Here is a 13,323-nt window from a genome sequence, read left to right on the forward strand (position 1 = left end):
CCGGCGACCACCCGGCCCGGACGTCGGCCGGCGAGCGGCCGGCCCCGTGCGTCGGCCGGGTGAGCTCCACCGGACCCACGGTGGTGGCTCCCGACACAGGGCTGCCGGTCGCCGACCCCCCGGCGACCGGCAGCCCGGCTCTGGGCCCGGCGCGCCGGGCGGGTGGCACGCGTCAGTCGGCGCGCACCACGGTGTCGGCGAGCACCGACCGCAGCAGCGGCCGGGACGCCTCGGTGGCGGCCAGCACCAGGACGCAGCCGAGCGCGAGGCACCCGACGAGGAGCAGCGGGCCGGTCATGGACCGCAGCGCGAGGAGGCCGAACAGCGGCGAGAGCATCACGAGGGCGAGCGCCGCGGAGCCGACGGACACGAGGACGAGCGGACCGAGCACCTCGCGGCGGCGCACGCGGTCGAGCAGGTCGGACGGCAGGCCCGCGAGGTGCTGCAACGCGTACTCACGGCGCCGGTCGAGCACGGACGCGGCCTGTGTGATGCCCGCGGACACGGCGGCGACGACGAACGTCAGCGACAGCGTGAGCAGGCCGCCGGTCGTGAGGTCGTGGCCGATGATCTCGGAGGTCGCGTCGCGTTCGGCCTGGGCGGCCGCGAGCACCGGGACGACCGCCAGGGCGCCGGCGACGAACCCGGCGAGACCGAGCCCGCCGACGACCCGCCAGGCCGCCTTCGGGTCGTCGAGCAGCCGGCGGGCGGCCAGCAGCTGCTCGGGCGTCCGGGCGGCGCGCAGCCGTCGTCCGCCGAACTGCCGCAGCACCCACGGCCCGATCGCGTTGAGCGCGAGGAACGCCGCCCCGAACGACCCGAGCAGGACGCCGATGGCCACGGCACCGAAGCTGCGCATCGCGATGCTCACGACGATGAACCCGATCATCAGCACTCCCGCGACGAGCACCCGCACCGCCCGCAGCCCGGGTGCCCGGACCCGCCGGGAGACGCCGAGCGGCGACACGACGACCTGCCGCAGCGAGACGGCGCCCGACCCGGCGGCGAGCAGCGGGATCACCACGAGCGCGCCGGCCAGCACGAGGGGCCCGACCCAGAGCTCGCCGAACGTGAACGGCCGGTCCTGGAACACGAACAGCGTCCAGAACGGGATGAGCAGCACGTACAGCACGCACCCGGCGACGGCACCGACGAGCCCCTGCCACGCGGTTTCGACGAGCGTGAGCCCGACGACCTCGCGGGGCGTGACGCCGATCAGCCGCAGCGCGGACAGCCGGGCGTCGCGGCGCGAGACGCCGAGCCGGGCAGCGGCGCCACCGAGCGTGATCAGCGGGACCACGAGCAGGGCCAGCGCCGTCCACGCGAGCGACACGTACAGGTAGCCGAACACGTGACCGCCGCTCGGCACGGGCTCCGCGGCGCGCGCCTGGAACGCGAGCAGCCCGCCGGCCACGCTGAGCGCCAGCGCGGTCACGACCGCGAACGCGGTGCAGGCGAGCGCCGTGGTGATCCGGGCGTCCCGCCCACCCGCCCGGCGCAGCAGCGGCGACAGCGCGCGGACCGTCCTCATCGCGGGTCCGCCGAGCCGTGCACGGACGTGCCTGCACCAGCGGGGACGGTCGCGGCGCCCCCTGCGCGTCGCGCCTCGTCCACCACGAGCCCGTCGCGCACGGTGATGCGCCGCTCGCACCAGGCGGCGACGTCGGCGTCGTGCGTGACGACCACGAGCGAGGCACCGGCGGCCCGCGTGGTCTCGGTGAGCAGCCGCATGACGTCGTAGCCGGTGGCCTGGTCGAGGGCGCCGGTCGGCTCGTCGGCGAACACGACCGCGGGCCTCGTGACGAGCGCGCGGGCGACGGCGACGCGCTGCGCCTGGCCGCCGGAGAGCTCGCCGGGCCGGCGGTCGCCCATGCCGTCGAGCCCGAGCCGGCTGAGCCAGCCGCTCGCGGTCAGCTCGGCGTCGGCACGGGTCGCACCGAGCAGCATCGACGGCAACGCGACGTTCTCGAGCGCGGTGAGCTCGGACAGGAGCTGCCCGAACTGGAAGACGAACCCGAAGTGCTGCCGTCGCACGAGCGAGCGGCGCCGCTCCCCCAGCGACCCGAGGTCGAGCGGGGCGCCGGACGCCGGCTGCAGGACGACCGAGCCCGCGTCGGGCTGCAGGATGCCGGCCAGGCAGTGCAGCAGCGTCGACTTGCCGGAGCCGGACGGCCCCATCACGGACAGCGACTCGCCGGGCCGCAGGGTCACGTCGACGCCCGCGAGCGCGGTGGTCGGGCCGAAGCGCTTGACCAGGCCGCGGGCCGTGAGGCGGTCGGGGCCGGCGAGGGGGGTCGTCGTCATGGTGACCAGCCTGGAGCCCGGCGGGCAGGCACCGCGTCGGCCGCGGGTCGTGTCTGCGGAACGAGGAACGTCCGACCGGGGTCGTACACGCGGCGGCCGGCCGTCCGCCCACGGGAACCAGCGCGGCGTACCGACCGAACCCCGGGACGCTCGTCACGGACGCATGAAAAGGACCCCCCGCACACCCGCCAGAGCTCACCTGCCCTTGCTGCCTTCCGGCCCTGGGGGAGTTCAGCGAGATGACGCCGCACGAGGGGTCTGCCGCAAGCCTAACCCAACCGGTCAGTCCTCCAGGACGTGCCGCAGGTACCGCCGGGGGTCGTCGAGGAAGCCCCGCCAGTGGATCACGAGGTCGAGGTCCTCCCACGCGCACTCCCGCATGCCCCACTCCCCGACCTCCCACACGGTGGCCCCGGGAAGGGCCGCGAGGATCGGCGAGTGCGTCGCGAGGACCACCTGCGCGTCGGTCGTCGTGACCATGTGGTGCAGGTGCGCGACGAGCGCGAGGCAGCCGGTGAACGACAGCGCCGACTCGGGCTCGTCGAGCACGTACAGGCCGCGACGCCACATGCGGTCGCCAACGAGGCTGAGGAACGACTCGCCGTGCGACATCTCGTGGAACACGGGGTCGGCGCCACCGGGGTGGTCCTCGAGGTACGTGTAGAACGAGTGCATCGTCTCGGCGCGCAGGAAGAACCCGCCGCGCGGCGCCCCTGCCCCGCGGCCGAGCCGGAGGCACTCGGCGAGGCCCGGCTCGGTCGGCCGGGTCGAGTGCCTCGAGCCGGTGGAACCGCCCTCGGCACCCAGGCCGAACGCGATCGCGACGGCCTCGACGAGCGTCGACTTCCCGGCGCCGTTCTCCCCCACCAGCACGTTGAGCTGCGCGGGCTCCCACCCCTCCCGGAGCACCTGCTCGACGACGGGCACGCGGGCCCACCAGGCGCCGGGCGGCACCTCGTCGCCCGACCACGACACGCGGCGCAGCGGGTACGAGGAGAACGCGGGCGTGGGCGACGACGACGCGGGCACGGTCGACATGTACCGCGCGGTCCGCACGGGAGTCCAGGCATGACGAGGGTCCTGCACCCCCCTACGGTGCAGGACCCTCGCCGGTCGGTGGGGCTATCGCCGGGTCACGGCGTCGTGGCACCCAGGGTGTAGGCGCCCGAGCCGGAGTACGCGTAGACGCCGTACCGGTAGTAGCCGGACGTCCCGCTGTAGGTGATCGACTCGTTGTTGCTGGCCGTCGTCGCCGACGCGACGCTCGACCAGGCCGACCCGGTCCACTTCTGCAGGTACAGGTCGAAGTCGGTGCCGCTCGGGCCCGCGAGGCAGAGGCGGATGGTCCCGCTCGCGTTGACGGTCACGTAGCTGCCGGTCGGCTGCGTCACGGACTGGCCGGACGAGAGTGTGCCCGTGTACGTGCGGGCGTAGCCGGTGCACGTGCCACCACCACCGCCCCCGCCGCCCGTGGAGGTCACGAGGGTGAGCCCGAACGCGCCGAGCGCCTCGTTGACGGGCTGGAAGTACGTGGTGCCGCCGGACGTGCAGTTGCCGGACCCGCCCGACGTCATGCCCTGCGCCTGGTTGCCGGCGACGAGCGAGCCGCCGGAGTCGCCGGGCTCGGCGCACACGTTGGTGCGGATGAGGCCCGAGACGCTGCCCTCGGCGTAGTTGACGGTGGCGTTGAACGCCTGGATGGTCCCGCAGTGCCACCCGCTGGTGGAGCCCGAGCGGCACACCGAGGCGCCGACCGCGGCCTGCGTGGACCCGGCGACGGCGACCCTGCCCCCGCTGTAGTTGTTCACGCCGCCGACGGGGGTGTTGCCCGCGGCGACGCGCACCCACGCGTAGTCGTTGCCGGGGAAGCTCGACCCCGCGAACGTGCCGGACGGGTTGGTCGTGGACGACCCGGTGGTGCCGCAGTGCCCGGCGGTGACGAACCCGCCGTTGACCGCGAAGCCGACCGAGCAGCGGTACTGGTTGTTGATGTTGTAGGCGTTGCCGCCGACGACGTCGATGAACGTGCGGGGCGCCTCGGTGGTCTCGACGACCTGGACGGCGTCGGCGGGGACCCCGGCGGCGGCGGCGAGGTCACGGACCTGGGCGACGGCGCCCGCGGTCGCGTTGACGACGACGGTGTTGGTGGTGACGTCGACGTACCAGGACGGCACGGCGGCGGCGACGGGGGCGAGGGCGGTGTCGAGGCCGGTCTTCCAGGCGTCGAGGGCGGCGAGCGTGTGACGGGCGACGACCGGGTGCGCCCCGGCGGCGCGGACCGCGGGCGCGTCGGCAGCGTCGACGACGCCGACGTGCAGGACGTTCTTGGTGGTGTCGAACCAGGCGCCGGCGTAGTCGGCGCCGAGGCGCGCCTCGAGGGTGCGCTCGACGTCGGCGGCGCCGGCCTGGAAGGCGAGCCGCTCGCTCGCGGCGGCCTTCGAGAGCCCGAGGTCGCGCTGGAGCGCGCCGATGACGCCGGCGGGCACCTTCGCGGCGGTCACGGGTCCGGGTGCGTCGACGTCGGGGTGCGACGCGGACCAGCCGGCGGTGGGGGTGAGGACCAGTGCTGCGGCCAGACCGATCGTGACGGCGGCCATCTCACGCATGCGTCTCATGTCACCTCTCCGTTAATCCGGACGATGACTGTTGTCATCGTCTCGGTCACGGATGCTACCCGTCGGTACGGTCCGAGCGACAGGGGTTCCGCCGACACGAGTTCGCCCGCGGGGCTGCCGGGCGCGTCGCACCGGGCCAGACTGCGAACATGGCCACCGACGGCATCCCCGACGAGCCCGACCGCGACGAGCAGCCACCGCCGCCCGACCCCCGGTACGACTACGACCTCGTCGCCATCGGCTCCGGCCCCGGCGGGCAGAAGGCCGCCATCGCCGCCGCCAAGCTCGGCCGCCGCGTCGCCGTCATCGAGCGCCGGCACATGATGGGCGGCGTCTCCGTGAACACCGGCACCATCCCGTCCAAGACGCTGCGCGAGGCCGTCATGTACCTCACGGGCATGGCGCAGCGCGAGGTGTACGGCGCGTCCTACCGCGTCAAGAGCGACATCACCATCGAGGACCTGTTCGCCCGCACCCAGCACGTCATCGGCCGTGAGATCGAGGTCGTCCGCGCCCAGCTGCTGCGCAACCACGTCGACATCCACAACGGCGCCGCCGCGTTCGTCGACCCGCACACCATCGAGGTCACCGACGTCGACGGGCGCCGTTCCCGGTTCACGTCGCAGTTCGTCGTCATCGCCACCGGCTCACGCCCGCACCGCCCCGACACCGTGCAGTTCGACGAGCGGACCGTCGTCGACTCCGACGGCGTGCTCGCGCTCGACCGCGTGCCCGGGTCGATGGTCGTGGTCGGCGCCGGGATCATCGGCATCGAGTACGCCTCCATGTTCGCCGCGCTCGGCACGCGCGTCACGATCATCGACAAGCGGCCCACGATGCTCGAGATGTGCGACCCCGAGGTCGTCGAGTCGCTGAAGTTCCACCTGCGCGACCTGTCCGTGTCGTTCCGGCTCGGCGAGGAGGTCGCCGGCGTCGACTCCAGCCCCCGCGGCACCGTCACGCGCCTCGCGTCCGGCAAGAAGATCGCCGCCGACACCGTCATGTACTCCGCCGGCCGGCAGGGCCAGACCGCGACGCTCGACCTCGCCGCCGCCGGGCTCGAGGCCGACAACCGCGGCCGCATCCACGTCGACGACGAGTACCGCACGGCGCAGCCGCACATCTTCGCCGTCGGCGACGTCATCGGGTTCCCCGCCCTCGCCGCGACGTCGATGGACCAAGGCCGGCTCGCCGCGTACCGCGCGTTCGACGAGCCCGCCCGCGAGCTCGCCGGCATCCAGCCCATCGGGATCTACACGATCCCCGAGATCTCCTACTGCGGCCGGACCGAGGACGAGCTCACGCGCGACTCCGTGCCGTACGAGGTCGGCGTCGCCCGGTACCGGGAGCTCGCGCGCGGCCAGATCGTCGGCGACTCCTACGGCATGCTCAAGCTGCTCGTCCACGTGGACACCCGCGAGCTGCTCGGCGTGCACATCTTCGGGACCTCGGCCACCGACCTCGTGCACATCGGGCAGGCGATCATGGCCTGCGGCGGCACGATCGACTACCTCGTCGACACCGTCCTCAACTACCCGACGCTGTCCGAGGCGTACAAGGTGGCCGCGCTCGACGCGACGAACAAGATCCGCGCCGTCGCCCGGTTCAGCGAGGTGTGATCAGCCCGCGTCCGTCGTCCCCTCGTACAGGCCCAGCTGGTTGCCCTCCGAATCCTCGAACACGGCCCACCAGCTCGTCGGGGAGATCTCCTGCTTGCCCTGGACGGTCTTCCCGCCGAGCTCGGTGACGCGCGCGAGCGCGTCGTCGATCGAGTCGACCTCGACGTAGCTGCGCGGCACCTGCAGGTTGCCGTCGCGCAGCCCGAAGCCGCCGCCGCTGATCTTGTTCGGGGCCTGCCACATGGGGTAGCCCTCGAAGCCGGGCACCTCGTTGATGTCCCAGCCGAACAGGCCGCTGTAGAACGCCTTCGCGCGATCCAGGTCGTCCGCGGGGATGTCGATGTGCGTGATGTCGCCGTGCGGCATGGCGTTGCTCCCTCGACTCGTGGGCCGCACCGGGATGGCGGGCCCGGACATCGGCAGGCTAGGACCGACCGCCCACACGGGCACCGGGAGCCCTACCGTGACTGCGTGGAACGGACCCGCTACGACGCGGTCGTCGTCGGCGGCGGCCACAACGGGCTGACCGCTGCGGCCTACCTCGCCCGTGCCGGCCGCAGCGTGCTGGTGCTCGAGCGCGCCGACCACCTCGGCGGCGCCACCGGGTCGCGCCGTGTCTTCCGCAGCGTCGACGCCCGGCTGTCCCGGTACTCCTACCTCGTGTCGCTCCTGCCGCGCGCGGTCCGCGACGAGCTCGGGCTCGCGCTGGAGCTGCGGCGGCGACGCGTCGCGTCGTACACGCCGCTCTCCAGCGACCCGACCCGCGGCCTGCTCGTCGACACCGGCGACCTCGACGCGACCGAGCGGTCGTTCGGCAGTGTCGGTGCGGCGGAGGACCACCGCGCCTGGCACGAGTTCGGCGCCCGCACCCACGCGCTGGCGCAGGCCGTGTTCCCGACCGTCACGGGGCCGCTGCCGACCCGGGCGCAGGCGCGTGCCGCCGTCGGGGAGCGGTGGTGGGCGGACCTGCACGCACCGCTCGGGGAGCTCGTCGAGCGCACGTTCGCGCACGACGTCGTGCGGGGCGTGGTCCTCACCGACGCGCTCATCGGGACCTTCGCGGACGCCCACGACCCGACCCTGGTACAGAACCGCTGCTTCCTCTACCACGTGATCGGCGGCGGCACGGGCGACTGGGACGTCCCCGTGGGCGGCATGGGCGCCGTCGTCGAGGCCCTGACGGACGCGGCCCGCGCGGCGGGCGCCGACCTGCGGACCCGGGCCACCGTGCACGCGATCGACCCGGGGGCCGGCGAGGTCGCGTGGACCGACGACGACGGGGCCTCGCACGCGGTCGGCGGGACCCACGTGCTGGTCAACGCCGCCCCGCACGTGCTCGACGGCCTCCTCGGGCGCGAGCCCGACGACGGGCCCGAGGGCAGTCAGCTCAAGGTCAACATGGTGCTGCGCCGGCTGCCCCGCCTCCGTGACGCGGCGGTGGACCCGAGCACAGCGTTCGCCGGCACGTTCCACGTCAACGAGTCGTCCGAGCAGCTGGCGACCGCGTACGCGCAGGCGGCCGCCGGCCGGGTCCCGACGCTGCCGCCGGCCGAGATCTACTGCCACACCCTCACCGACCCGTCGATCCTCGGGCCCGACCTGCGGGCGACGGGCCACCACACGCTCACGCTCTTCGGGCTGCACATGCCCGCACGCCTGTTCCGCACCGACCCCGAGGGGGCACGAGCCGCAGCGCTCGCCGCGACCCTGCGGTCGCTCGACTCCGTGCTCGCCGAGCCGATCGAGGACTGCCTGGCGCTCGACGCGGACGGGCGCCCGTGCCTGGAGGTCCGCACACCGGTCGACCTCGAACGGGAGGTCGCGCTGCCCGGGGGCCACATCTTCCACCGCGACCTGCAGTGGCCGTGGCTCGAGGACGACGAGCCGACCACCCCGGCCGGCCGGTGGGGCGTCGCGACCGCGCACGAGCGCGTCCTGCTGTGCGGTGCGGGTGCCCGACGGGGCGGCGGCGTCAGTGGGATCCCCGGGAGGTCCGCGGCGATGGCGGTGCTGGAGTCCACGCAGGACCGCTGACACCCGAGGGACGGCCCGACGGGCTTCAGGCCGGGACCGCGGATGCCGATGCAGGTCGGAGCCACCCACCGACACAGGAGCCTGCGATGACCGCCGTCCCGCCCGGGTGGTACCCGGACCCTGAGAACCCCACGACGACCCGCTGGTACGACGGGCAGCGGTGGACGGAGCACGTGGGCCCTGGCACGCAGGCCCCCACGCCCGCGCCGGCTCCGGTCGCCACGGCAGTGCCCGCCGGCTTCGGCCCGGCCGCCGCGCCCGGCGGCTTCGCCCCCGCGTGGGGGGTCCCACCCGCTCCGGTCGCCTCGCGGAGCCCGTTGAAGGTTGCGCTGATCGTCGTCGGCTGCGTGGTCGGCGGCCTGTTCGTCGTCGGCATCCTCGCCGCCATCGCGATCCCGGTGTTCCTCAACCAGCGCGTCAAGGCCGAGCTGGCCGACCTGCGGACCGTGACGTGCGAGTCCGTCGCCGCCGAGGCCGTCGCCCTGTCGCGGGCCCAGGTCAGCGGCACCGACGTCCCGCTCACGTCGATGTCCGACCTCACCGTCACCGACGACCGTCGAACGACCGTGCAGCGCCCGGCGACCGGCGGGCTCGCGCCCGTGCTCACCTGCACCGGCACCGCGCTCTGGGACGACGGCGCGACGACGCCCGCGGTCGTCACGCTCGAGGTCGACAGCGCGCTGCAGCACCAGGTGTACGTCGACTGGGACGAGTGACGCCTCCATCACATTCGGTCCAGCGCGTCCGGTCGGGTATCCTCGGTCGGCCGGGAGGATTCGCCTAGTGGCCTATGGCGCACGCTTGGAAAGCGTGTTGGGTGAAAGCCCTCGGGGGTTCGAATCCCCCATCCTCCGCGCAACCGAGGGGCCCGCGACCGCAGCGATGCGGTCACGGGCCCTTCGTCGTCCCGGTCCTGCGCCATGTCCGGCCGAGCGCGCCCAGCCGAGGTGGGCCTGTCGTCCTGCCTCCGGCGTCGTGGCACGCGGGACGATGGGCGCGTGAGCACCGTCGTCGCCCTGTCCCTGGTCGGTCCGGCTCAGCCGGCAGAGGTCGGCGGGGGGTGGGGCCGCGCGCAGCGGGTCGCGATCGCGACCGTCGACGGCGGTGCCGTCACCGACTGGGTCGAGCACGACGTCCGCTGGGACCTGGCGCACGACGAGGGCACGGAGGGCTCGCACCACGCACGCGTCGTGCGGTTCCTCCGCGAGAACGGCGTGCAGGTCGTCGCCACCGGGCACATGGGTCCGCCGATGCAGCGCATGCTCGGCACCATGGGGATCCGGGCGGTCACGAGCGCGTCCGGTGACCCGCGCGCGGTGGCGGTGGCTGCGGCAGAGGCGTGAGTGGGCGTCGGCGCCGGCGGGAGGAACCCGCCGGCGCCGACGCGAGGTGCCTTACAGTCCGTGCCGCTCCCGGGCCGCCTGCTCCTGGGCCGTGAACAAGCCGAACCGTGGCAGGAACTTGTCCCAGTCGATGAGGTGCGAGTCGATCTCAGGGCCGTCGATGCACGCGTGCTTGCGGACCAGGGTGCCGTCGATCACCACCGGCACCATGCACGCACCGCACATGCCCGTCGCGTCGACCATGATCGAGTTCAGCGACGCGACCGTGCGCACGCCGTACGGCCGGGTGAGGTCGGAGACCCCGCGCATCATCATCGGCGGGCCGATGGTGACGACCTCGGCGATCTTCCGGCCGGCCTCGAGCATCTCCTGCAGCGGCTTCGTGACGAAGCCCTCGACCCCGTACGAGCCGTCGTTCGTCGCGTAGACCACGTCGAGCCGGTCGCCGAACTCCGCCTGGAGGTCCGCCACTCGCTCACCGTCGGCCGTCCAGAACATGAGGTCCTTGGTCCGGAACCCGGCGATGAGCGTGACGTGGTTCCCCAGCCGCAGGTGTGCGCGCATGATCGGGTGCACCGGGGGCAGGCCCAGCCCGCCGGCCGTGAAGACCACGGTCTCGTCGTCCGCGTAGCGGTGCAGCTCCGACGGGCGGCCGAGCGGACCGGCGATGCCCGCGAGGACGTCGCCCGGCGACATCGCGTTCATCTCGGCCGAGCTGACGCCCACCGCCTGCACGACGAGGCAGACCGTGCCCGCCTCGGCGTCCCAGTCCGCGAGGGTGAGCGGGATGAGCTCGCCGCCCTCCCGCGTGTGCACCCGGACGAACTGGCCCGCTTGCGCCGACCTCGCGACGACCGGCGCCCGGACCACGAACTCCTCGATGCCGGGCGAGAGGTTCCGCTTGGCGAGGATCACCGCGTCGGACGCCGCCATGTCGGTGTACTTCTCGGCGTCCTCGACCATCCGGCGAACGTCCGCGAGCGGCACGTCGACCTCGGCGAGGATCTCGCGCGCCGCTGCCTGGCCGTCGCCGGCCGCGTTGATCGCGGTGGACCCGCCGCGGGTGGCGTCGCCGCCCGAGTACACGCCGGCGAGCGTCGTCTGCTGCGACCCGGCCGCGGCGAGGTTGAGCGTGCCCCACCTCGACGTCTCGATGCGTGGCTCGGAGTCCTTGATGATGGGGTTCGACGAGTTGCCGAGCGCCATGATCACCAGGTCGGCCTCGATCTGCTCGGTCTCGCCCGTCGACATCGGACGCCGTCGGCCCGACGCGTCCGGCTCGCCGAGCTCCATGACGTCGAGCGTCGCCGCCTTGACGAAGCCGGTGGCGCCGTCGCCGAGGAACTCCGACGGCCCGCGCAGCGGGAGCAGGTGGATGCCCTCCTCGAGCGCGTGCTCGAGCTCCTCGAGACGGGCCGGCATCTCGGCGCGGGTGCGCCGGTACACGATCGTCACGTCGCCGCCGAGGCGTCGCGACGTGCGGGCCGCGTCCATCGCGGTGTTGCCGCCGCCGATGACGAGGACCTTCTTGCCCTGCACGAACGGCAGCGGCGTCTCCTGGTCGTCCTGGTTGGCGTGCATGAGGTTGACGCGCGTGAGGAACTCGTTCGCGGACATCACGTTGAGCAGGTGCTCGCCCGGCACGTTCATGAACATCGGGAGGCCCGCGCCGGTGCCGACGAAGATCTTCCAGAAGCCCGCGTCGCGCAGGTCCTGCAGCGAGGCCGTCTTGCCGACGACGAAGTTCGTGACGAAGCGGCCGCCGAGGAGGCGGATCTTGCGCACCACATCGTCGATGAGCTCGTTCGGCAGCCGGAACTCGGGGATGCCGTAGCGGAGCACGCCGCCGAGCTCGTGGAACGCCTCGAACACTGTGACCGGGAAGCCCTCGGCGGCCAGGAGGTAGGCGTTGATGAGGCCCGACGGGCCCGACCCCACGATCGCCACCGGCGGCTTGGCCGCCATGGTCCACGGGTTCGGGAACGAGGCGAACCGTGCCGCGTCTCCGCCCGGGTTGACGAGCTTGTCGCGCTCCGGCAGGAACCACTCGAGCTGGCCGATCTGCATCGACGTCTTGTGCAGGCAGGCCGCCTGGCACTGGAGCTCCTGCGGGCACACGCGGCCGGTGACGTTCGGCAGCGGGTTGCACGAGTGCAGCAGCTCGAGCGCCTCCTGGAACCGCCCGGTGCCGATCAGCTCCATCATCGTGGGGATGTGGATCTTCACCGGGCAGCCGAACTTCGGCGGCTTGTGGGCCTCGAGGAACACGCCGAGCTCGCAGGGCGCGTCGGCGCACTGCTTGTCGCGGATCGCCTCGAGCCACACGAGCAGGTCGACGTCCCTCCGGGTGAACCCGAGATCCATGTAGCCGAGGTAGCCCTTGCTCACGAGGTCGAAGTCGTCGGCGCGCTCGTCGGCCTCGCGGACGTACGGCGGGATGGTGTTGCCCGCCGGCCAGTCGTGCGAGATGCCCCGGAGCATCGGGTAGCGGTCGGACAGGTGGGCGTCGACCGCCCTCGTGAACAGACGCTTCTTGCCGAGGGGCAGGTCCCAGACGAACCGCATGAGCACGGTCGACACGTCGTCGTCCCGCAGGAGCATGTCCCACAGGCGCAGGACGAAGTCGCGGCCGAGCTCGGGCTGCCGGAACTCCCAGGCGACGGCCGCCATGCCGTCCGCGATGAACAGGTCGCGGAACGTGCGCGGGTCGGCGACGAGCCGGCGCTCGAGCAGGTCGAGCTGGTTCCGGAAGGTGGAGACCCCCCGCGTCGCGTCGAGGGCCTCCACCTCCTCGCGCGTCGCGTCGAGCGCGTGACGGGCGCCGACCCAGCGCAGGACGTCGTCCTGGTCGGTCGTGCGTGCGGTGGCCTCGGTGCTCATCAGTGGATCGACTCCGCGTCGCAGTTGGCCTTGACCCGGGCGATCCGCTGGGCGATGTCGGGTGTGACCACGAAGCCGTCGAGCGCACCCTCCTTCATGTGGCCCACGACCTTCGCCTGCCCGTCGACCACGATCGTGGTTCTCTCGAACAGCGCCGGGAGCTCCTGGTAGCAGGTGCCGCAGTCGTTGCACTTCGCCTCGTCGGCGGGGTCCAGCCAGATCGGCCGGTCTCCGACCGTCGTCGCGGCGGCCGGTGCGGGCGCGGGCGCAGCCGCCGGGGCGCCGCCGAACGAGAGCGCCGGCGTGCTCGGCGGGGCTGCCGACGACGCGGCCAGCTCGGCCATCGCCGCGGCGATCTGCTTGAGCCGTGCAGGCCACGGTTTGCCCGCAAGCGGCGGAAATTTCGGCCAGGAGACTTGTGCCTTGGGGTCGAGCAGCGCCGCCGCCGAGCGCCGCTCGAGGTCGCCCGAGACGATCGCGTGGCGGAACTCGCGCCCGAAGGCGTTGATCAAGCGCACGCAGCGGACT

General features: G+C 73.3%; 11 protein-coding genes, 1 tRNA gene and 1 other RNA gene. 5 read left to right on the forward strand and 8 right to left on the reverse strand.

Annotated features, from left to right (window positions below; genetic code table 11):
• Window positions 1–172 precede the first annotated feature (172 nt).
• The 5 genes from J7523_RS12140 to J7523_RS12160 all read right to left on the reverse strand — a co-directional run bounded on the left by J7523_RS12140 (window position 173) and on the right by J7523_RS12160 (window position 4,919).
• Complete coding sequence (locus J7523_RS12140) at window positions 173–1,531, reverse strand: FtsX-like permease family protein (protein ID WP_291886707.1); 1,359 nt, start codon at window positions 1,529–1,531, stop codon at window positions 173–175.
• Entirely contained in the window at window positions 1,528–2,304 is a 777-nt protein-coding gene (locus J7523_RS12145; RefSeq protein ID WP_291886710.1) for an ABC transporter ATP-binding protein, read from the reverse strand. The genes J7523_RS12140 and J7523_RS12145 overlap by 4 nt, the downstream gene beginning before the upstream one ends.
• Before the next feature lie 165 nt (window positions 2,305–2,469).
• Window positions 2,470–2,566: signal recognition particle sRNA small type (ffs, locus tag J7523_RS12150), an RNA gene on the reverse strand.
• Window positions 2,567–2,586: 20 nt separating this feature from the next.
• Window positions 2,587–3,342 carry an AAA family ATPase gene (locus tag J7523_RS12155; RefSeq protein ID WP_291886712.1) on the reverse strand — a complete coding sequence of 252 codons (756 nt, stop codon included), beginning with the start codon at window positions 3,340–3,342 and terminating at the stop codon, window positions 2,587–2,589.
• Window positions 3,343–3,437: 95 nt separating this feature from the next.
• Window positions 3,438–4,919 carry a S1 family peptidase gene (locus J7523_RS12160; RefSeq protein ID WP_291886714.1) on the reverse strand — a complete coding sequence of 494 codons (1,482 nt, stop codon included), beginning with the start codon at window positions 4,917–4,919 and terminating at the stop codon, window positions 3,438–3,440.
• A gap of 149 nt (window positions 4,920–5,068) precedes the next feature.
• Between J7523_RS12160 and sthA the strand changes: the two genes are divergently transcribed.
• Window positions 5,069–6,538: a Si-specific NAD(P)(+) transhydrogenase gene (gene sthA, locus J7523_RS12165; RefSeq protein ID WP_291886717.1), complete on the forward strand. Its 1,470-nt coding sequence runs from the start codon at window positions 5,069–5,071 to the stop codon at window positions 6,536–6,538.
• Here sthA and J7523_RS12170 read toward each other — a convergent pair whose 3' ends face one another.
• The gene (locus tag J7523_RS12170; protein WP_291886720.1) at window positions 6,539–6,904 is read right to left on the reverse strand and encodes a VOC family protein; all 366 of its coding nucleotides are present in this window, start codon (window positions 6,902–6,904) and stop codon (window positions 6,539–6,541) included.
• A 105-nt stretch (window positions 6,905–7,009) separates the two neighbouring features.
• On the opposite strand from J7523_RS12170, the gene J7523_RS12175 reads away from it, so the two are divergent.
• The 4 genes from J7523_RS12175 to J7523_RS12190 all read left to right on the forward strand — a co-directional run bounded on the left by J7523_RS12175 (window position 7,010) and on the right by J7523_RS12190 (window position 9,915).
• A complete protein-coding gene (locus tag J7523_RS12175) occupies window positions 7,010–8,572 on the forward strand; it encodes an NAD(P)/FAD-dependent oxidoreductase (protein ID WP_291886723.1) in 1,563 nt (520 codons plus the stop codon).
• A gap of 86 nt (window positions 8,573–8,658) precedes the next feature.
• Window positions 8,659–9,288: a DUF2510 domain-containing protein gene (locus J7523_RS12180; protein WP_291886725.1), complete on the forward strand. Its 630-nt coding sequence runs from the start codon at window positions 8,659–8,661 to the stop codon at window positions 9,286–9,288.
• A 53-nt stretch (window positions 9,289–9,341) separates the two neighbouring features.
• Window positions 9,342–9,426: transfer RNA gene (locus J7523_RS12185), tRNA-Ser, on the forward strand.
• A gap of 144 nt (window positions 9,427–9,570) precedes the next feature.
• Window positions 9,571–9,915, forward strand: coding sequence for a NifB/NifX family molybdenum-iron cluster-binding protein (locus tag J7523_RS12190; RefSeq protein WP_291886729.1), 345 nt, complete (start codon window positions 9,571–9,573; stop codon window positions 9,913–9,915).
• 51 nt (window positions 9,916–9,966) lie between these two features.
• On the opposite strand, the gene J7523_RS12195 is transcribed toward J7523_RS12190, so the two are convergent.
• On the reverse strand, window positions 9,967–12,795 hold the full coding sequence (locus J7523_RS12195) for a sulfide/dihydroorotate dehydrogenase-like FAD/NAD-binding protein (protein ID WP_291886732.1): 2,829 nt from the start codon (window positions 12,793–12,795) through the stop codon (window positions 9,967–9,969).
• Window positions 12,795–13,323 (reverse strand): hypothetical protein (locus tag J7523_RS12200; protein ID WP_291886736.1); only part of this gene is annotated, 529 nt, incomplete at its 5' end. The genes J7523_RS12200 and J7523_RS12195, both read right to left, overlap by 1 nt.

It is taken from the genome of Cellulomonas sp., assembly GCF_017744555.1.
Lineage (GTDB): Bacteria > Actinomycetota > Actinomycetes > Actinomycetales > Cellulomonadaceae > Cellulomonas.

Excerpts from the sequence above, each read along its gene's own strand:
- J7523_RS12195 (WP_291886732.1), bottom strand. The coding sequence starts at position 12,795 with ATGAGCACCGAGGCCACCGCACGCACGACCGACCAGGACGACGTCCTG.
- J7523_RS12170 (WP_291886720.1), bottom strand. The coding sequence starts at position 6,904 with ATGCCGCACGGCGACATCACGCACATCGACATCCCCGCGGACGACCTG.
- J7523_RS12180 (WP_291886725.1), top strand. The coding sequence starts at position 8,659 with ATGACCGCCGTCCCGCCCGGGTGGTACCCGGACCCTGAGAACCCCACG.
- sthA (WP_291886717.1), top strand. The coding sequence starts at position 5,069 with ATGGCCACCGACGGCATCCCCGACGAGCCCGACCGCGACGAGCAGCCA.
- J7523_RS12145 (WP_291886710.1), bottom strand. The coding sequence starts at position 2,304 with ATGACGACGACCCCCCTCGCCGGCCCCGACCGCCTCACGGCCCGCGGC.
- J7523_RS12160 (WP_291886714.1), bottom strand. The coding sequence starts at position 4,919 with ATGAGACGCATGCGTGAGATGGCCGCCGTCACGATCGGTCTGGCCGCA.
- J7523_RS12155 (WP_291886712.1), bottom strand. The coding sequence starts at position 3,342 with ATGTCGACCGTGCCCGCGTCGTCGTCGCCCACGCCCGCGTTCTCCTCG.
- J7523_RS12140 (WP_291886707.1), bottom strand. The coding sequence starts at position 1,531 with ATGAGGACGGTCCGCGCGCTGTCGCCGCTGCTGCGCCGGGCGGGTGGG.